General features: G+C 37.6%; 13 protein-coding genes and 1 riboswitch. Of the genes, 10 read left to right on the top strand and 3 right to left on the bottom strand.

Annotated features, from left to right (window positions below; genetic code table 11):
* Window positions 1–40 precede the first annotated feature (40 nt).
* The gene (locus tag J7604_RS13725; RefSeq protein ID WP_293896903.1) at window positions 41–439 is read left to right on the top strand and encodes a DUF1573 domain-containing protein; all 399 of its coding nucleotides are present in this window, start codon (window positions 41–43) and stop codon (window positions 437–439) included.
* A 75-nt stretch (window positions 440–514) separates the two neighbouring features.
* Here the strand turns inward: J7604_RS13725 and J7604_RS13720 are convergent, their stop codons facing one another.
* Together J7604_RS13720 and J7604_RS13715 are read right to left on the bottom strand one after the other, a co-directional pair.
* Complete coding sequence (locus tag J7604_RS13720; protein WP_293896902.1) at window positions 515–1948, bottom strand: M20 family peptidase; 1434 nt, start codon at window positions 1946–1948, stop codon at window positions 515–517.
* Window positions 1949–1954: 6 nt separating this feature from the next.
* Window positions 1955–3133: an acyl-CoA dehydrogenase family protein gene (locus J7604_RS13715; protein WP_293896901.1), complete on the bottom strand. Its 1179-nt coding sequence runs from the start codon at window positions 3131–3133 to the stop codon at window positions 1955–1957.
* 70 nt (window positions 3134–3203) lie between these two features.
* On the opposite strand from J7604_RS13715, the gene J7604_RS13710 reads away from it, so the two are divergent.
* From J7604_RS13710 to J7604_RS13675, 8 genes are all read left to right on the top strand, one after another.
* Window positions 3204–4175 (top strand): tryptophan 2,3-dioxygenase family protein, encoded by a 972-nt coding sequence (locus J7604_RS13710; RefSeq protein ID WP_293896900.1) that lies wholly within the window; start codon window positions 3204–3206, stop codon window positions 4173–4175.
* Between the two features lie 176 nt (window positions 4176–4351).
* On the top strand, window positions 4352–6094 hold the full coding sequence (locus J7604_RS13705) for a toxin-antitoxin system YwqK family antitoxin (RefSeq protein WP_293896899.1): 1743 nt from the start codon (window positions 4352–4354) through the stop codon (window positions 6092–6094).
* Window positions 6095–6196: 102 nt separating this feature from the next.
* Window positions 6197–7777, top strand: a complete 1581-nt coding sequence (locus J7604_RS13700; RefSeq protein WP_293896898.1) for an NAD(P)/FAD-dependent oxidoreductase — start codon at window positions 6197–6199, stop codon at window positions 7775–7777.
* 12 nt (window positions 7778–7789) lie between these two features.
* A complete protein-coding gene (locus J7604_RS13695; protein ID WP_293896897.1) occupies window positions 7790–8152 on the top strand; it encodes a CoA-binding protein in 363 nt (120 codons plus the stop codon).
* A gap of 147 nt (window positions 8153–8299) precedes the next feature.
* Complete coding sequence (gyrB, locus tag J7604_RS13690; protein ID WP_293896896.1) at window positions 8300–10255, top strand: DNA topoisomerase (ATP-hydrolyzing) subunit B; 1956 nt, start codon at window positions 8300–8302, stop codon at window positions 10253–10255.
* Window positions 10256–10451: 196 nt separating this feature from the next.
* Complete coding sequence (ppk1, locus tag J7604_RS13685; RefSeq protein ID WP_293897123.1) at window positions 10452–12554, top strand: polyphosphate kinase 1; 2103 nt, start codon at window positions 10452–10454, stop codon at window positions 12552–12554.
* A 49-nt stretch (window positions 12555–12603) separates the two neighbouring features.
* Window positions 12604–13218, top strand: a complete 615-nt coding sequence (locus J7604_RS13680; protein ID WP_293896895.1) for a DUF4337 domain-containing protein — start codon at window positions 12604–12606, stop codon at window positions 13216–13218.
* Window positions 13219–13221: 3 nt separating this feature from the next.
* Entirely contained in the window at window positions 13222–13980 is a 759-nt protein-coding gene (locus J7604_RS13675; protein WP_293896894.1) for a glycosyltransferase family 2 protein, read from the top strand.
* Between the two features lie 9 nt (window positions 13981–13989).
* Here J7604_RS13675 and J7604_RS13670 read toward each other — a convergent pair whose 3' ends face one another.
* Window positions 13990–14925: a phosphatase gene (locus tag J7604_RS13670; RefSeq protein ID WP_293896893.1), complete on the bottom strand. Its 936-nt coding sequence runs from the start codon at window positions 14923–14925 to the stop codon at window positions 13990–13992.
* A 205-nt stretch (window positions 14926–15130) separates the two neighbouring features.
* Window positions 15131–15242: riboswitch (SAM riboswitch) on the top strand.
* 74 nt (window positions 15243–15316) lie between these two features.
* Here J7604_RS13670 and metH point away from each other — a divergent pair.
* Window positions 15317–19048 (top strand): methionine synthase, encoded by a 3732-nt coding sequence (gene metH / locus J7604_RS13665; RefSeq protein ID WP_293896892.1) that lies wholly within the window; start codon window positions 15317–15319, stop codon window positions 19046–19048.
* Window positions 19049–19208 lie beyond the last annotated feature (160 nt).

Here is a 19208-nt window from a genome sequence, read left to right as displayed (position 1 = left end):
ATTGGATGAAAACAGTGATGTTTACATAAAAATAAAACTTATGAAAAAAGTATTTTTTGTCTGCATGTTATTGTGCTCTGTAAATCTGACACAGGGTCAGTACAAAGAGGAGCCAGCAATTATCCTTGAGGTCTCCCATTTAAAATGGGATCAAAAGGTGATCAACTTAGGGAAGTTAAAACTTAATAACCCCGGCACCGCTACTTTCCGCTTTACAAACAATGGAACCAGTCCCCTTATTGTAAGTGACGTTAAGGCATCATGTTCCTGCACAGTAGCTGAGTTTACCAAAGAACCGGTTGCTCCAGGAAAATCGGGAGTGGTAAAAGCTCAGTATAATGCTTCAAAACTTGGTTCCTTTACCAAAACTGTAACGGTATATTATAATGAAGAAGGAGGTATGGAAACGTTGACTATTGAGGGAGAAGTTGTAGAATAATTAATTACATACTAAGATAAATAAATAACCCACTATAACAGTGGGTTATTTATTCTATTTTATAATTCATATTTCTTAATTCCTTTCCAGCATCAGTCTGTAAAAGGTTATAGCTTCCATATAATTTTTTGTACTTATTCTTTCGTTGTTCCCGTGTATTCTTTTTAAATCATCTTTTTGAAGATCCCAGGGATTAAATCTGTAGATGTTTTTACTAATGCTTCTGTAATGCTTTGAATCTGTAGTTGCCAGCATTAGGTAAGGTGAAATTACTGCATGTGGAAATACTTCCGAAACTGATTGACTGATCAGTTTGAACGCTTCATTACCGGGATCTGACACTTCTGAAGCTTCAATCTGATCCGGAAGTACTTTAAGTTTGATAGCAGGATTATTAATAGTTTTTGTAATGTAATCAAGGATATATTGAAGTGTATCTCCAGGAAGCGTTCTTAAATTTACCACAGCCCTAGCTTTCATTGGGAGTACATTTTCTTTAGTACCTGCATTAAATATAGTAGGGGCCATGGTGGTCCTCACAGAAGCATTGGTACTTTCAGTTTTCCCCATCTGACTTGTTATAACTGGCTTCAACAATTTATAGTTGGCAAAAACAATCTTCATAGGATACTCCATTTCAGGGGCAGTAAATTTAAAGAGCTGTTCTGTGGCACCGGCAATTTTTGCAGGAAAGGGATGCTTCTGAAGTTCTGCTATTGCCTCACTTAATAATCCTATGGAAGTTTGGGCAGGTGGCATTGAGCTATGTCCTCCGTCTGTTTCAATAGTTAATTCAATACTTAAATAACCTTTTTCTGCAATACCTATCACGGCTACAGGAGCTTTTACACCTGGCATAATACCATGAATGATTGTTCCTCCTTCATCCAATACATAATCGAAAGTTATGCCACGACTTTTAAGCACTTCAGCCATCTTCTTATTTCCATTATCACCACCAAGCTCTTCATCATGACCAAAGGCAAAATAGATAGATCTTTTAGGCTGATAGTTTTCTTTCAGAAGCGATTCGACAGATTCAAGGATTGCAAGTAAAGCACCTTTATCATCCAATGTTCCTCTTCCATAGATGTACCCATCAAGTAAGTCTCCGGAAAAGGGCTCTTTTTCCCATTCTCCACAGGGAGGCACTACGTCTTGGTGAGCCATAAGAAGTATAGGGTCAAGTTGTTTGTCTTTGCCTTCCCAGTGGAATAGTAAACTCAGTCCATGATTTTCTTTCTTAAGTTTACTATGTACCAAAGGAAAGTTCTGTTCAAGAAAGTGGTGAAACTCGAGAAACTTTGAAGTATCTGTCTTATCATTTTCATATGAGACTGTTTGAAACTGTAGACCTTTACTTAATCTACTCAGAGCTGATGTGTCTGAATAAAGCCTGGCTTGCTTTATATTTTTGGGTTGCATGCTTTTTAAAGTGAACGTATTAAAAAGCAGAACTGCCACCACCAGTATAACCAGTAGTAGCAGTATAAGTGCGATAGTTCTCATATCTTATTATTTAAAAGCAGAAATGCCTGTAATGTCACTACCTGTTATAAGTTGGTGAATATCATGCGTTCCTTCATAAGTGATAACAGACTCAAGATTCATCATATGGCGCATGATTGGAAACTCACCTGTAATTCCCATACCTCCGAGTATTTGTCTTGCCTCACGTGCAATAGTGATTGCCATATGAACATTATTTCTTTTGGCCATACTTATTTGTGGAGTTGTGGCTTTACCTTCATTCTTCAATGTGCCTAGTCTCCATGCAAGCAATTGTGCCTTAGTGATCTCTGTAATCATTTCTGCAAGTTTTCTCTGAGTGAGCTGAAAACCTGCAATCGGTTTACCGAACTGGTGTCTTTCAATGGCATATTTTCTTGCTGTTTCATAGCAATCCATTGCTGCACCAATTGCTCCCCAAGCGATGCCATATCTGGCAGAATCCAGGCATCTGAGAGGTCCGCTAAGGCCATCGGCAAGTGGTAATAGGTTTTCTTTAGGCACTTTTACATTATCGAATACAAGTTCTCCGGTAATGCTTGCCCGTAATGACCATTTATGATGGGTTTCGGGAGTGGTAAATCCTTCCATTCCTCTTTCCACGATGAGTCCTCTTATACGACCTTCCTCATTCTTAGCCCAAACCACGGCAATATCAGCTTTAGGAGAATTGGTAATCCACATTTTAGCTCCATTTAAGAGATAGTGATCTCCCATGTCTTTAAAGTTGGTAACCATTGCAGATGGGTTGGATCCATGATCAGGTTCTGTCAGTCCAAAACATCCAAGAAATTCACCAGATGCAAGTTTGGGAAGATACTTTTTCTTTTGTTCTTCAGAGCCATACTTAAAGATCGGAAACATTACTAATGAACCCTGAACAGAAGCAGTACTACGCATTCCGGAATCACCTCTTTCTATCTCTTGCATCATTAACCCGTAAGAAATATAGTCGAGGCCACCACCACCATATTCCTGAGGTATTGTAGGACCAAAAGCTCCAACTTCACCGAATTTTTTCACAATGAATTCAGGAAAATAAGCTTTCTGTGCACAATCTTCAATGATGGGCATAATTTCCCTGTTTACAAAGTCCCTGATCGCTCCTCGTACAAGCTTCTGCTCGTCAGTTAAAAGATCATCTATTTGATAATAGTCAGGCGAATGAAAATCTGTTCTTGGCATGAAAGGTTATTGTTTTAAAAAAATTAAATGATCAAATTTACAACCTACTAACGCATTTAATGTTCCTAAGATGCAGAATCCGGAAAAAGAAACCAAAATACAAGAACTTTTAAAACTCCTGGAAGATAAATATGCCAAAGAAGGGCAGGATCTTACAGTGCACCTGGAAGGGCTTCTTAATTCTAAATACCTCAATTACTGGGATTATATTCATCTTGACGCATTACTGAATCTTCAGGTACCAAAGACTGAATACTCTGATGAGTTGATGTTTATTATTTATCATCAGATTACAGAGTTGTATTTCAAAATGGTTTTGCATGAGATCAATAATATCAGAAAACAGGAATTCATTGACAAAGACTCATTTTTTCATCGTTTGAATAGAGTCAATTGGTTTTTTGGACAGCTGATACAATCATTTGATATTATTTCTGTTGGAATGGAACAGGAACAGTTCCTGAAATTCAGAACTGCTCTCCATCCGGCTAGTGGTTTCCAGTCTGTTCAATACAGAATGACAGAGATTGCATCAACAGATTTTATCAATCTGGTGAGCAAAGATCACAGAGACGATTTTCATGATTATTCTACAATAGATCAGATGTTTGAAAAGATCTATTGGAAAAAAGGAGCTATCGAAGTAACTACCGGAAAAAAGACTTTGACCTTAAAGCAGTTTGAAGAAAAATATAGCGATGTATTGATCAGATTGGCGAATGATTGTGTTTCTACAAATCTTTGGTCCATCTTCAAGCGGTTACCTTTTGATGCCCAGGAAGATGAAAAGCTAATATCTGCAATGAGGAAATATGATACCTATGCAAATATCAACTGGCCTCTGGCTCACTATAAATATGCCGTAAGCTATTTGATAAGGTCTAAGCAGATTGTACCTTCTACTGGTGGTACTAATTGGCAGAAATATTTACCTCCAAGATTTCAAAAGCAGATATTCTTCCCATCTCTCTGGTCTGAGCAGGAATTGCAGGATTGGGGTAAAACCTGGGTGGAAACAGAAGTATTTGCTCATTTGATGTAAAAATCTTTAAAGCCTGAATTAGGACATGTAATTCAGGCTTGCTTTTGCGTTTAAGCTTAAAAAAGTAGTTTGTGAAATATTATATTCTATTTTTCTTAACGTTTATTTTTTTTCTCCCACGCCTACATGGTCAACATATTCAGGTTCAAACCTGGTATGATCATAAAAAAACACTTTTGAAGGAAGATTATTTTGTGAAATCAACCAATACGCCAGTCCTTGATAGCCTCTATATATCTTATTACCAAAATGGGGGAATAAAATCCAGAGGCCATTATTCTAATGGCAAAGCCAATGGAATCTGGGAATATTTTTATGAAAATGGTAATCCTAAAATGAAAGGGGAGCTGAAAGACAACATTAGTCAAGGTTACTGGACCTACTACTATGAAAATGGGGGAGTTAACATGGAAGGTGATGTGATTAAAGATCAGCGTGAAGGCCAATGGAAATTTTACTATGAAAGTGGAACTATCAAATCTGAAGGACTTTATCGTAAAAATCTAAAAAACGGTCCTTGGAAGTATTACTATGAAGATTCTAAAAATAAGGGAACTGCATATTTTCAGGATGATAAGGGTAATTTCATGGAGTTTTATCCTGATGGAACTATTAAGAGTACAGGAGAAATCTCGAATGGCAAAAGCAATGGATTGTGGAAATATTATTATGAAGATGGATCAATAAAGTCTGAAGGATCTGAAAAAAATGGACAGAAAGAGGGGATGTGGAAATTTTATTATAAAAATGGAAAGGTTTCCAGCGAAGGAATTTTTGAAAAAGGACTCCCTGAAGGAAAATGGAAATATTTTTATGAAGATGGCGCTTTAAGTTCTGAAGGAGACCAGAAAGAAGGAAAAAGGGACGGTTATTGGAAACTGTATTATAATAATGGTAATTTTAAGGGAGAAGGAAACTTTGTGAAGGGAGAAGGTCCATATAAGGAATATTATGAAAATGGTAAGTTGAAAATAGAAGGGCAGGTTAAAAATGATAAAAGCGAGGGACCTTGGAAGTATTATTATGAAAATGGAAAGCTGGAAGGAAGCTGCTATTATAACCAAGGAGAAGGGACTTACACAGGATTTTACGAATCCGGAACCCCAAAAATGGAGGGAAAGATAGTTGATGGAAATAAAGTTGGAGTATGGAAATTGTTCAAAGAAAACGGCGAATTGGCTGGGTTATATCGCACTTATTATGAAAATGATTCACCGGTATTTAGGGAAATAAAAGACTCTCTAAATAAAAATAATGAGTCTGGGCTTACTTCAAAAATGCCCACATTTTTTCACAAAAGGAAGTTACCTCGCTATTTCGTGAAAAAAGTCAATGAGTACCAGGGTTTTATCATAGCTTTCGGCCCTCTGGGAATTGCAAAAAAATCAATCATCAGCAGTCAGCCAAGTGCCATTCCATTTTCAGTAGAATATTATTTCCAAGAAAGGCTGGGATATGAATTAGGTTATGTCTTAATTCGAGATCCTTTTTTTAAAAGTACGCCTGGCTATGATGAATTATATAAAAGAGGAAATGCTTTTTACCTAAGGCAGAAATTTTATAACCGTGATAAAGATAATGGGATGTTTTATTTTGGCCATGAAATAAGGTATACCAAATTGGATAACACCGTTAATAAAAACGGATTTTCAGGAAGTTCCCATTCCAAAGGATTGACTATGTCTCAAAGCATAGTGGAATATTCCATAATTTTTGGTGACAGGTTGTCCAAAGATGCAAAGAAAAAAGGTTGGACAGTAGATGTTTTTGCTGGCCTGGGAATTGGTTACAGATTTATCTCAAGAAACTGGGACCCTTCTGTAGAAAATTATGAAAAGGATTTTCTAAGTATAAAAGGAACTGGCATTTCAATTCCTTTCCGTTTCGGAGTAAACATTGGATACAGCCTGAAAAAGTGATAAGTTTTTAAGTAAGTTTTAATTTGAAAGCTTAAAGCATAGTCGATAATAAAGTGTATAACCAGGGATTACCTGTCTTTTAAGGATAAAAACCTTACAGAAATGAAACAAATAGTAGAGTTAACTGTGCCTGTACGGGTGGCAGAAAATCCTGATTTATTGAATCAGGAAATTTTGAAAAAGGCAGGAATATCTTCCGGAGAAAATGTGCTTTTCAGGCATCTGAGACGCTCCATAGATGCCAGAAGCAGGCAGGTTAAAATCAATTTTCAAACAGAAATTTTTGTAAACGAGACTCCTGGCTCTCGGATCAGCTGGAAGAAAGAATTTCCGAATCTGAATAAAAGGCCTCAGGCCATTGTGGTAGGAGCCGGTCCTGCTGGTCTTTTTGCAGCCATCAGGCTTATAGAGTTAGGCGTAAAGCCAATCGTACTTGAAAGAGGTAAGGATGTTCGTAATAGAAGGCGTGATTTGGCAGCTATCAATAAAGATCACATTGTTAATCCTGAATCTAATTATTGCTTTGGAGAAGGTGGTGCGGGCACTTATTCGGACGGGAAGCTTTACACACGATCCGGAAAACGTGGAGATATAAGGCGCGTTCTTGAAATTCTTGTGGCTCACGGTGCTACCGAAGAAATTCTGGTCGATGCACATCCTCACATCGGGACTAATAAGTTGCCAATGGTTGTTCAGGATCTCAGAAATACAGTCATTGAAGCAGGAGGAGAAGTACGGTTTGATTCAAAGGTAACGGATTTTATCCTTGAAGGTGATGAGATGAAAGGTGTTGTTTTAAGCACCGGAGAAAGTATACCTGGAATAGGGGTAATACTGGCAACAGGTCATTCCGCCAGAGATATTTTTTATCTTCTTCATGACAAGAAAATTATAGTTGAAGCTAAGCCCTTTGCACTAGGCGTGCGGGTGGAACACCAACAAAGCCTTATTGATTCACTCCAGTATCACTGCGAGAATAGGGGCGACTATCTTCCCGCAGCAAGTTATGCACTGGTTAGTCAAGTGCCGTTTCAGGGAGTTCAGAGAGGGGTATTTTCATTTTGTATGTGCCCTGGTGGTTTTATTGTTCCGGCAGCCACGGCTCAGGAAGAGATCGTAGTGAATGGGATGTCACCATCCAGACGGGATTCCAAATTTGCGAATAGCGGTATAGTTGTGTCTGTCGAGAAAGAAGAATTCAGAGAGTTTGAGAAGTTTGGTCCATTAGCAGGATTGGAATTTCAGAAAAAGGTAGAGCGCCAAGCTTGGATTATGGGAGGACAAACTCAAACAGCTCCTGCTCAACGCCTGGCGGATTTCGTTCAGAAAAAAATATCTTCATCATTGCTGGAAACCTCGTACCAACCTGGATTAAAATCCTGCGAAATGGGAGACGTATTGCCAGCTTTTATTGTTCAGAGATTAAGGCAGGGCTTTAAGGATTTTGGTCAGAAAATGAGAGGTTACCTGACCAATGAAGCTCAGATTGTAGGTGTTGAAAGCAGAACGTCTTCGCCGGTATCCATTCCAAGAAAAAAAGAGGAACGGGAACATATACAAATCAAAAGATTGTTCCCTTGTGGTGAAGGAGCCGGATATGCAGGAGGGATTGTATCTGCTGCCATGGATGGAGAAAAATGTGCGGAAAGTCTGGCGGCAATTTATGGAGCTAAGAATCATTGATTTTTGAATATTATGAATAAAAGAACTGTCATTTTGGGTGCTACTCCCGATTCTTCAAGATTTGCATACAAAGCGGCTCATATGCTGGTGAGGTTCGGTCATGAAATATTTCCTGTAGGAATTAAAAAAGGCGAAGTTGCAGGAAAAACTATTATGAATGACAAGCCAAATATTGATGGTATAGATACTGTCACTCTTTATGTAGGTCCACAGAATCAGACCAATCTTTATGATTATATTATAAATCTGAAGCCAAAAAGGATAATATTTAATCCAGGTACAGAGAATGATGAACTGATAGAGCTGGCACAAAAAAATAATATAGAACCTGTAATGGGGTGCACCCTGGTGATGCTATCTGTAGGAACTTATTAATGCTTTGATAAATAGTTGATTGTTAGTCTGAAAAACTAATAACGAGGATATTTTCGCCTGTTGATAAATATTTATCCATTCCTCCCTTATAAAGGCGAATAATCTAATTAAAAATTGTAAATTTACACTTTACAATACCCATCTATAATGAGCGAAATTACTGATAAAGTGAGCAATTACTCAGCGGATAACATTCAAGTTCTGGAAGGCCTGGAAGCTGTTAGAAAGCGTCCGGCCATGTATATCGGAGATATTGGCGTTAAAGGTCTTCATCACCTTGTCTGGGAAGTAGTAGATAACTCCATTGATGAGGCGCTGGCCGGCTATTGTGATACGATAAATGTCACTATAAATGAGGATAATTCAATAACTGTTTCTGATAACGGTCGTGGTATTCCAACAGGAATTCACACTAAGGAGCAAAGATCTGCCCTTGAAGTTGTAATGACAGTATTGCACGCGGGAGGAAAATTTGATAAAGACACTTATAAAGTTTCAGGAGGTCTTCACGGTGTGGGTGTTTCATGTGTAAACGCGTTGTCAACCCATTTAAAGGTAACAGTATACAGGGAAGGTAAAATTTTCCAACAAGAATATGCTAGAGGCGTTCCTCAATATCCTGTAAAAGTGATAGGAGAAAGTGAAAAGACAGGAACAACTACTCATTTCATTCCTGATGATACAATTTTCACATCAAAAGAATATAAATACGAAACCGTTGCAACCCGTTTGAGAGAATTAGCATTCCTTAATAAAGGAATTACAATTCACCTTACAGACATCAGAACAAAGGCAGAAGACGGGACTTCAATTACTGAAACTTTTTATTCGCAAGGTGGTCTTAGAGAATTTGTTCAGTATCTTGATTCTACAAGAGAAAAGCTTATTCCTGATCCTCTTTATATGGAGAGTGACAAAGGACCGATTCCTGTTGAGGTTGCAATGCAGTACAACACTTCTTACTCTGAAAACGTATTTTCTTACGTCAATAATATCAATACTATAGAAGGAGGTACTCACGTAGCTGGTTTCAGACGTGCTTTAACCAGAACCCTGAAAGCCTATGCTGAAAAATCAGGAATGCTGGAGAAGCTGAAGATAGAAATCAGTGGGGATGACTTCAGAGAAGGCCTAACAGCAATTGTTTCAGTAAAAGTAGCTGAGCCTCAGTTTGAAGGTCAGACAAAAACAAAATTAGGGAACTCCGATGTGATGGGAGCTGTAGATGTAGTAGTAGGAGATATGCTTACTACCTATCTGGAAGAACATCCAAAAGAAGCGAAAGCAATAGTGGCAAAAGTTGTACTTGCTGCTCAGGCCAGGTTAGCCGCTAAGAAAGCAAGGGAAATGGTTCAGAGAAAGAATGTTCTTTCTGGAACTGGTTTGCCAGGTAAGCTTGCAGACTGTGCAGAATCGGACCCTTCACTTTGTGAAGTATACCTTGTAGAGGGAGACTCCGCAGGTGGATCGGCAAAGCAGGGAAGAGATAGGAAATTCCAGGCAATTCTACCGCTAAGAGGTAAAATTCTTAACGTGGAAAAAGCTCAGGAACATAGAATCTACGAAAACGATGAGATTAAAAATATCATCACAGCTTTAGGTGTTAGCTTCGGAACTCCAGAAGATGATAAAGCCCTGAATCTTGACAAATTGAGATACCACAAAATCATTATCATGACAGATGCTGATATTGATGGTAGTCACATCAGAACTCTGATTCTGACTTTCTTCTTCAGATATATGAAGAAACTGATAGAAAATGGCTATCTCTATATTGCACTTCCTCCACTTTATCTTGTTAAAAAAGGAAAAGAGGAAAGATATTGCTGGACTGAAGACCAACGCGATATGGCAATTAAAGAAATTGCGAAAGAAGGAAAAGAAGACTCTGTAAACATACAGAGATATAAAGGTCTCGGAGAAATGAACCCGGAGCAGTTGTGGACAACAACTATGGATCCGGAGAAAAGAAGTTTAAAGAAAGTATCTATTGAGTCTGCCGCGGAAGCTGATCACCTGTTTTCAATGCTGATGGGAGATGAAGTAGCGCCTCGCCGCGAATTCATTGAGAAAAACGCAAAATACGCAAAACTGGACATCTAAAATATACCGGTGGTATTCAGGTAATTTTAAACTTTTTCCGGAGATATATTATTTTTATATCGAGGAAGGTTTATAAATTGCATATTATTATGCATACCTCTAATCATTGAAAGTGAAAATAAGAAAGCTCCTGGGAGGGTTCAAATCTGTTGAGACGATAAAAAATAAACTTAACAGGTATAGAAGACATATTTCAATGTTACTGCAACAGACCCCGGTAATTACCAATAGTAAGTACATCAGCAGAGATCTGAGCTGGATGAAATTCAACTACAGAGTTTTAGACCAGGCTAAGAAATCCAATCGTACAATTTTTGAGAGACTTAAATTTCTGGCAATAACCTCTTCCAACCTTGATGAATTTTTTATGATCAGGGTTGGAAGTCTTTATAATTATATAGATTACGGTAAGGAAAGAGTTGATTATTCAGGCCTGCGAGAAATTCCGTTTAGAAAAACTTTACTCAGTGAAGTTCAGAGCTTTTGCAAAGATCAGGTAACTTATTATGGTAAAGAACTTAAGCCATTATTTTCAGAAAATGGATTTGTAATTGCAGGAATCGAGGATCTTTTTGAGGAAGAAAAGGAAAAGGTGATTTCTTATTTCAAGAAACTTGTCTTTCCGATGCTTACCCCAATGGTATATGACAATTACCATTCTTTTCCTATTCTTATGAATAAAATCCTCATTTTTGGTGTAATTACCAGAAATAAGGAAAGTGCCTCTGACCAGAGAAAGTTATCCTTTGTTCAAATACCTCAAAACTTGCCTCGATTTTTTGAAATAGAAAGGGACGAAAAAATTATCTTTATTCCTATCGAGGAAATAATTCGCTGGCAAATCCATAAGCTGTTCAGAAACGTCGATATATTATCAGTAAATCTGTTCCGTATAACGCGAAACGGAGATTTTTCACTTGAAGAAAGTGATGATATGGAAGCTCAATTTATTGATGAAATAAAGAGAAAGCTCAAAACAAGAAGAACAGCAAGGGTTGTAAGGGTAGAAGTAGAGCCAAAATACTCTCAATGGATGATGAAGCTCTTAACAGAGCGTTGGGAAATTGACGAGTCCAATATTTTTGTAAATGACAACCTAATTGATTATACCAGTCTTTGGCAAATAATCAATCATAAGAGATTTAAAGACAAACTTCCAACTCTTCCAGCTCCTGTAAAACCGATAAGCTTTGGCAAAGAGGTGGATGAAGATCTTTTTGAATACCTCAAGTTTCATGATGTATTGCTACATCATCCTTATAATAATGTCAGGCCCGTTATTGATCTTATAGAAAGAGCTGCCGAAGATCCGGATGTCCTTTCTATCAAAATCACCATTTACAGATTGGCTAAAGAGTCCAGAATAACAAATGCTTTATTAAAAGCAGCTGAAAACGGTAAACACGTTTCGGTTCTCTTTGAAGTCAAAGCTAGATTTGATGAAGAAAATAACATTAAGGAAGCTCAGAGACTGCAAAAGGCTGGTTGTTTTGTGATATATGGAGTGAGCAATTATAAGACGCACACCAAGCTGATGATGATCGTCCGTAAAGAGGACAATGAGAAGGTGACGAGATATGTCCATATGTCAAGTGGTAATTACAATGAAGAAACAGCTAAGTTTTATACAGATCTTGGATTGCTCACTACCAATGAGGTTTATGCTCATGATATCAATGAATTTTTTAATGTTATAACTGGACATTCTGTACATTCGGAATATAAGTATTTAATCACTGCTCCTGGAAATATGCGTAAAAAGCTCATAGAGCTTATTAATCAGGAGGCCGAAAACGCTAAGAACGGATTGCCAAGCGGAATTGTGATAAAAATTAATTCTCTTCAGGATAATGAAACGATAGATGCTCTATATCTTGCTTCTCAGGCCGGAGTTTCAATAAAATTGATTGTAAGAGGAATGTGTTGCCTCAAACCAGGAGTTGAAGGTGTTAGTGAAAATATTTTTGTTAAGTCTATTGTAGGGAACTTTCTTGAGCATTCCAGAATATACTATTTCCATAATGCAGGTGATTCAAAGGTCTATGGCGGTAGTGCTGATATGATGGTGAGAAGTTTTGAAAGAAGAATAGAATCTCTGTTTCTGATTGCAGATCCATTATTGAAGCAACAAACAATCAGCATTTTAGATTATTCACTTAGAGATAATGTGAATAGCTATGTGTTGTTGAATGACGGTACTTATGTCAATCAGGCCACTGAAGGTGAAGAGCCGTTTAACGTGCATGAAGAGTTTTATAATGTTACTAAAGAAATAGTTTTAAAAGCGAAGCTCTTCTAAGAAGAGCTTCAGTTATTTTTGTCCGCAATATTTTGATAATAAAATTTTAATGGAAGAACCTGAAAAAAAGAGCAACAGGCTTGAGACATACTGTGGCTTGTTACTTGCTGTGTTTGCTGCAGTACTTGCTATCGCAGATCTGGGAGGAGGAAAATACGGAGATGATGAAATTATTGAGACCAATGAGAAAAGCTCTGCTTATATGTGGTATCAGTCCAAGAGCATTAAAGAATCATTGGCTGAAGGGCAAGGCGAGTTGCTAAAGTCATTGCTTAAGTCAGGAGTGATTGTTGAGGATAAAAGAGCGGCCATTGAAGGTGTTGTTGAAGAATTAGGCAAAGAGGCGGAGAGATATTCTAAAGAGAAGAAAGAAATTTTACTTGGGTCAAATGCAGTAGGTAAAGAGAATTGGGTACAGGAACTTGATGGGAAACTAGGCCAGGTAATTGGAGTAAAAGAATGGGAAGAACATCTGCAGGTTCTCGGAAGGGCAGGAGATTATTTTGATCTAGCTACACTGTTTCTTCAGATTGCTCTGGTGATGGGGGCTATAAGCCTTATCACTTCAACTGAAAAAAGCAAAAAAGCTTTTTTTATGCTGCTTATAGGGCTGGGATTAATAGGAAGTACATTTACAGTTTATGCATTCAGTATCGTTCATTAACATATGAAAGTCCCTGTATCTGCTGTTGTCATAACTTACAATGAGGAAAGAAACATTGAAAGATGTTTACAATCCCTTGCTCGTCTTACGGACGATATTGTAGTGGTGGATTCTTTCAGCAGAGACAGTACTGAAGAAATTTGCAGAAAATATAATGTCAATTTTCTGAGAAGAAAGTGGGAAGGATATGGTCCAACAAAGAACCTTGGCAATAGCTATGCGAGGTATGATTATATACTTTCTCTGGATGCAGATGAGGAATTGTCCGGAGATCTGATAGCAGAAATCAAAAACGAATTTAATAATCCCCAATACGATTGCTACGAAGTACCCCGAAAGTCCAATTTCTGTGGCAAATGGCTAAAGTTTGGGCACTGGAATCCTGAATCGCATATTAGGATTTTTCGAAAAGATAAAATCTACTGGGATAGTAGCCCCGTGCACGAAAAGCTCTGTCTTGAAAAGGAAGCAACAATTAAAAAACTTAAAGGGGCTATTCTTCACTATACTATTTATTCACTTGATCAGTATGATCAGAAAAATGATAAGTACAGTACTCTGGCAGCTGAAAGACTTTTTAAAGATGGAAAGAAGCCTGGATTTATTAAGTTATACATAAGCCCTTTTTACAGGTTTTTTCATTCTTACATACTTAAGCTGGGTATACTTGACGGATATTATGGATATGTCATTGCCAAAGAGACAGGCAAAGTGACTTTTCAAAAATATAATAAACTGAAAAAGTTAAGAGAAGAAAAATAAGTTCCCGGATTATTTAGGGAACTTATTTGTATTGATAATAGTAACTTGCTCTTCTAGATTGTGCATATTCCTTCTAAACAACATTTGTATCAGTCCATCCTTCAAACCTAATTCAGGTACTACCATTTCTTTAGCTCCTGCATATTTCATCACAGAAATATAGATATCCGAAGCAGGAACAATAACATCTGCACGGTCAGGATTCAGGTTTAATACATGAATTCTATCTTCGTAAGTCATTGCAGCTACCTGTTTCTGCACTCCTTCAATCTTGTCAATTTTAATGCTGGGCTTCAGTTCTTTAGATCTTGAAAGATTAGCTAATTCATAGATTTTTCCTATGTTACCCCCAGTACCAATAGCATAGACTGGAATATTTGCCTTGGATATATTGTCTTTAACCCAATCCTCCATTCTTTTCCACTCTTCTGGCGCATCTAGCTTGTTTAGTCTTCTTACAGATCCGATTTTAAAAGATTGAGCGGCAACTTTCTTTTTGTTTACAAAGATGTTCAGCTCTGTACTACCACCACCTACATCAATATGTATGTAGCTTTTTTCGTCAAGTTCATTAAATAGAACCGCATTTATTAGATCAGCTTCCTTATCTCCGTCAATAATATCTATCGAAATACCAACGTCATTCTTCACTCGTTCTGCAATTTCCCTTCCGTTTGTAGATTCACGCATAGCTGAAGTTGCACAGAATATATAATCATCAACTTCATAAAGCTCCAAAAGCATTTTGAAAGTTTTCATCAGCTTTACGAACTTTTCTTCTTTTTCCGGACTGATCTTATTGAATTGAAATACATCCTGACCAAGCCTTAAGGGAAAACGAACATATTCAAGTTTTTTAAAATTGAATATGTCATTGTGTTTCAGGATGCTTGTTATCTGAAAACGGATAGCATTGGAGCCAATATCTACTGCAGCAAATTTCAAATTAATTGGGTTTTATTGTAAAATTGAACAGCATTGAGTTTCAGGAGTTAATCCGAATCGAAGCTTTTCTTAATTCAATTCAAAAATAGAGGAATTAAGGAAAAGACATGTTTAAAATGTTAAAAAATTATTACATCAACCATTGAACCCAAAGAATTTTGGAGATTATTTCTTTAAAAAGAAACTTTATTATTAATTTGCATTGAACTTATCCGGAAAGACGGAGGGATTGGGCCCTTAGATGTCTTAGCAACCCTTTAAAAGAAGGTGCTAACTCCCACTCTGAGAATTTTATTTTCAGCAGAGAAAGATAAGGTAGAACTCCTTCCCCGGGAATCTCTCCGTTTAAGCTCTTCATAATTTTATTCATCTAAAAAAAAGTTATTGAAAAATGACTGTTGACATTCAGGAAGTATTAAAGAAAAAAATACTTGTGCTTGATGGTGCTATGGGAACCATGATTCAGGGGTATACACTTGAAGAGGATGATTTCAGAGGAGAGAGATTTAAAGATCATAAGGGCGATTTAAAAGGCAATAACGATTTGCTATCTCTTACCCGTCCCGATATCATTAAAGAGATCCACTTGAAATATCTTGAAGCTGGTGCAGATATCATCGAAACCAATACTTTTAGTGGTACTTCGATTGCTATGGCAGATTATCATATGGAAGATCTTGTTTATGAACTAAACTATGAATCTGCAAAGATTGCTAAAGAAGCTACAGATATATATAATCAGAAGGATCCTTCAAAACCAAGATTTGTAGCGGGTTCTATAGGCCCGACAAATAGAACAGCTTCTCTATCTCCTGATGTCAATAATCCAGGCTACAGAGCTGTAACTTTTGATGATCTTGTAAAAGCATACTACGAGCAAGTAAAAGGACTTGCAGAAGGAGGAGCGGACCTGTTTCTTGTAGAAACGGTTTTCGACACACTTAACTGTAAAGCTGCTTTATTTGCTATTGAATCATATAAGGAAGATACACGATCTAAGATTCCAGTGATGATCTCCGGGACAATTACTGACGCAAGTGGAAGAACTCTATCCGGACAAACAGTAGAGGCCTTTTTATATTCAGTAACTCACTTGCCTGTTTTAACAGTTGGTTTCAACTGTGCATTAGGAGCAAAACAGTTAAAGCAACATATCAGAGATTTAGCGAAGGAGTCTGTTACTGGAATTAGTGCACACCCTAATGCTGGTCTCCCTAATGAATTCGGTCAATATGATGAAAGTCCGGAGGAGATGGCTTCAACCATCAAGGAATTTCTAGACGAAGGTCTCCTAAATATTATTGGAGGATGTTGCGGAACTACTCCTGCACACATTAAAGCAATCGCTGATTTAGCTGCTAAATATAAACCAAGAACAAATCCTGAATCAGATCATCTTTCAAGATACAGCGGCCTTGAGCCTTTGAAAGTATTTAAAGGAGCTAACTTTATAAATATTGGGGAAAGAACCAATGTAACAGGTTCTAAGATGTTTGCCCGTCTTATCAAAGAAGGTAATTACGAGGAAGCGCTTGCTGTAGCCAGAAACCAGGTAGAAGGAGGAGCTCAGGTTATTGACGTGAATATGGATGAGGGGATGCTTGACTCAGAGCAGGCAATGACTACTTTCCTTAATCTTATTGCTTCCGAACCTGATATTGCAAAACTTCCAATCATGGTGGACTCATCCAAATGGTCCGTGATTGAAGCTGGTCTTAAATGTGTACAAGGTAAAGCCATTGTAAACTCTATAAGCTTAAAAGAAGGTGAAGAGAAGTTTAAGGAGCATGCTAGAAAAGTCAGAAAGTATGGAGCTGCAGTGGTTGTTATGGCTTTTGACGAGCAAGGACAAGCGGATTCTTACCAAAGAAGAATTGAAATCTGTAAAAGAGCTTATGATATTCTTACCAAGGAAGTAAAATTCCCGGCAGAAGATATAATTTTTGACCCGAATATACTTACAGTTGCTACAGGTATTGAAGAACACAATAACTATGCAGTGGATTTTATCAATGCCACAAAATGGATCAAAGAAAATCTCCCGGGTGTAAAGGTAAGCGGTGGTGTTAGTAACATATCTTTTTCTTTCAGAGGGAATGATGTAGTTAGAGAAGCCATGCACTCAGCATTCCTGTATCACGCTATCAAAGCTGGTTTGGATATGGGGATTGTCAATGCGGGTATGATTGAGGTTTATGAAAATATTCCTAAGGACCTGCTGGAACACGTCGAAGATGTATTGTTGAACAGACGTCCGGACGCCACTGAGCGAATGCTCGAGATGGCCGAAAAAGTTAAAAATAAAGGTAAGGAAACAGTTAAGGACGAGACCTGGCGTAAGCTTCCTGTAAGGGAAAGATTGGCTCATGCTTTGGTAAAAGGTATTGTTGATTATATAGACCAGGACGTAGAAGAAGCAAGACATATGTTTGATAAGCCATTGGAGGTGATTGAAGGACCTTTAATGGATGGAATGAACATTGTAGGTGATCTTTTCGGTGAAGGAAAAATGTTCCTGCCTCAGGTAGTGAAGAGTGCTAGAGTAATGAAAAAGGCGGTAGCATATCTGCTTCCATTTATTGAAGAAGAAAAGAAAAAAGGAGGAGGAGAAGGACAAAGTGCTGGTAAGATCCTTATGGCTACAGTAAAGGGGGATGTTCACGATATCGGTAAAAATATCGTAGGTGTAGTTTTGGGATGTAATAACTACGAGATCATCGATCTTGGAGTAATGGTGCCTACAGATAAAATTATCAAAGCAGCTCAAGAAAATAACGTTGATATCATTGGGCTAAGCGGTCTGATAACACCTTCTCTTGATGAAATGGTAACAGTTGCAAGAGAAATGGAAAAAGCTGGTTTAAAAGTTCCTTTGTTGATCGGAGGTGCTACAACATCAAGGATCCATACAGCAGTGAAGATTGATCCGCACTACAGCGGTTCTGTTGTTCATGTACTGGATGCTTCAAGAAGTGTTCCGGTTGCAGGAAGCCTTATGAGCCGTGAAAACAAAGATAACTTTATTCAAAATCTTAAATCGGAATATTCTAAAGCCCGCGAAGAACATTCTAAAAGGCAAAAAGATAAAAATTACATCAGCATTGAGCAGGCAAGAGCAAATAAAACACCTATCGACTGGTCAACTACGAAAGTTACTAAGCCAGCTTTCCTTGGTACTAAATTCTTTGATGACTATTCTTTGTCAGAGATTAGTAAGTACATCGACTGGACTCCTTTCTTCCAGACATGGCAGCTTAAAGGAAAGTTTCCTAAGATTCTTGAAGATCCTATTATCGGAACAGAGGCAAAAAAACTTTATGATGATGCAAGAGCACTTTTGAAAGAGGTAATTGAGAAAAAGTTACTTCAGGCGAAAGCAGTTATAGGTTTCTACCCTGCTACAAGAGGTGGAGATGATGATATCGTTTTGCATGAATTTAATAAAGAAATAATAGATCACGGCAATCATAAGCATGAAGTCTTTAGAGAGGACAGAAGTAAAGTCCTTACAACTTTCCATACTTTAAGACAACAAGGCTTGAAAGGAAAAGGTATACCTAATCTGGCACTCAGCGATTACATCGCTCCTAAAGAATCAGGAATTAACGATTATATAGGTGGTTTTGCGGTGACGGCAGGCATAGGAATTGAAGCTTTAATCGAGAAGTTTGATAAAGACCACGACGATTATAATTCAATACTTATAAAAGCAATAGCAGACAGACTTGCTGAAGCCTTTGCAGAATGCATGCATGAGAAGGTAAGGAAAGAGTATTGGGGATATGCAAGTGATGAGTCATTCGATAATGAGGCTTTAATAAAAGAAGAGTATATTGGAATCAGACCTGCTCCAGGGTATCCTGCATGTCCGGATCATACAGAGAAGAGTATCTTATTCAAGCTTCTTGATCCTAACTGTAGGACAGGAATTGCATTAACGGAAAGCTTTGCAATGTACCCCGCATCATCTGTAAGTGGTATGTATTTCTCTCACCCTGATTCTAAATATTTTGGTTTGGGTAAAATAGAAAAGGATCAAGTGGTTGATTATGCTAAGAGAAAGAATATGTCAGTAGAAGATATAGAGAAGTGGCTTAGTCCTGTTCTGAACTATGATATTTAAATGAAGTAAAAAGTTAAAAGTTTAGAATAAAAAAATGCAAGTTTAATTCTTAACTTAAATGTAACCCTTCTCCTAAAGGACATGGCCGTCAACTTAGTGATGAGACAAGTAAAAAATAGTTTTCCCTGCTATGTAAAAGAGAAGTAATAATGGAAAAATA

Origin of the sequence: Sporocytophaga sp. (genome assembly GCF_017745095.1) — a bacterium.
In the GTDB taxonomy this organism is placed as follows: Bacteria; Bacteroidota; Bacteroidia; order Cytophagales; family Cytophagaceae; genus Sporocytophaga.
This window is presented reverse-complemented; position numbering and strand designations above follow the sequence as displayed.

Excerpts from the sequence above, each read along its gene's own strand:
- J7604_RS13725 (WP_293896903.1), top strand. The coding sequence starts at position 41 with ATGAAAAAAGTATTTTTTGTCTGCATGTTATTGTGCTCTGTAAATCTG.
- J7604_RS13720 (WP_293896902.1), bottom strand. The coding sequence starts at position 1,948 with ATGAGAACTATCGCACTTATACTGCTACTACTGGTTATACTGGTGGTG.
- J7604_RS13715 (WP_293896901.1), bottom strand. The coding sequence starts at position 3,133 with ATGCCAAGAACAGATTTTCATTCGCCTGACTATTATCAAATAGATGAT.
- J7604_RS13710 (WP_293896900.1), top strand. The coding sequence starts at position 3,204 with ATGCAGAATCCGGAAAAAGAAACCAAAATACAAGAACTTTTAAAACTC.
- J7604_RS13700 (WP_293896898.1), top strand. The coding sequence starts at position 6,197 with ATGAAACAAATAGTAGAGTTAACTGTGCCTGTACGGGTGGCAGAAAAT.
- J7604_RS13695 (WP_293896897.1), top strand. The coding sequence starts at position 7,790 with ATGAATAAAAGAACTGTCATTTTGGGTGCTACTCCCGATTCTTCAAGA.
- gyrB (WP_293896896.1), top strand. The coding sequence starts at position 8,300 with ATGAGCGAAATTACTGATAAAGTGAGCAATTACTCAGCGGATAACATT.
- ppk1 (WP_293897123.1), top strand. The coding sequence starts at position 10,452 with ATGTTACTGCAACAGACCCCGGTAATTACCAATAGTAAGTACATCAGC.
- J7604_RS13680 (WP_293896895.1), top strand. The coding sequence starts at position 12,604 with ATGGAAGAACCTGAAAAAAAGAGCAACAGGCTTGAGACATACTGTGGC.
- J7604_RS13675 (WP_293896894.1), top strand. The coding sequence starts at position 13,222 with ATGAAAGTCCCTGTATCTGCTGTTGTCATAACTTACAATGAGGAAAGA.
- metH (WP_293896892.1), top strand. The coding sequence starts at position 15,317 with ATGACTGTTGACATTCAGGAAGTATTAAAGAAAAAAATACTTGTGCTT.